Source organism: Pseudomonas sp. AC463 (assembly GCF_979253585.1).
The window spans coordinates 1-365 of sequence record NZ_CEEDDZ010000231.1 but is presented as its reverse complement, the minus strand read 5'-3'; the positions used below and the strand labels follow the sequence as shown (position 1 = coordinate 365).

The window sequence follows — 365 nt, the reverse complement described above, 5'->3', positions numbered from 1 at the left end:
GATCGAGAATATCGACATCGGCGGCCCCAGCATGGTCCGCTCCGCCGCCAAGAACCACGCGCATGTCGCGATCCTGACCGATCCCGCCGATTATGCGGGCGTGCTGGCCGAACTCGACGCCGGCGGCACCACGCTCGCCACGCGTCGCCGCCTCGCAGCCAAGGCGTTCGCCGCCACCGGCGCCTACGATTCGGCGATCGCGCAATGGTTCGCCTTTTCGGATCAGGGTGAGACGTTCCCGGCGACGCTGCCGCTCGCTTTCACGCGGCATGCGGAGGAACTGCGTTATGGCGAGAACCCGCATCAGTTGGCCGCCCTGTACCTGCCGCGCGGCCCACACGCCCGCGGCATCGCGCAGGCGGAGC

The 365-nt window shown here is 69.3% G+C and carries 1 pseudogene; it reads left to right on the top strand.

Annotated features, from left to right (window positions below):
- Positions 1–365 (top strand): annotated as a pseudogene (purH, locus tag AC0IYH_RS29920) (bifunctional phosphoribosylaminoimidazolecarboxamide formyltransferase/IMP cyclohydrolase); the annotation flags it as partial.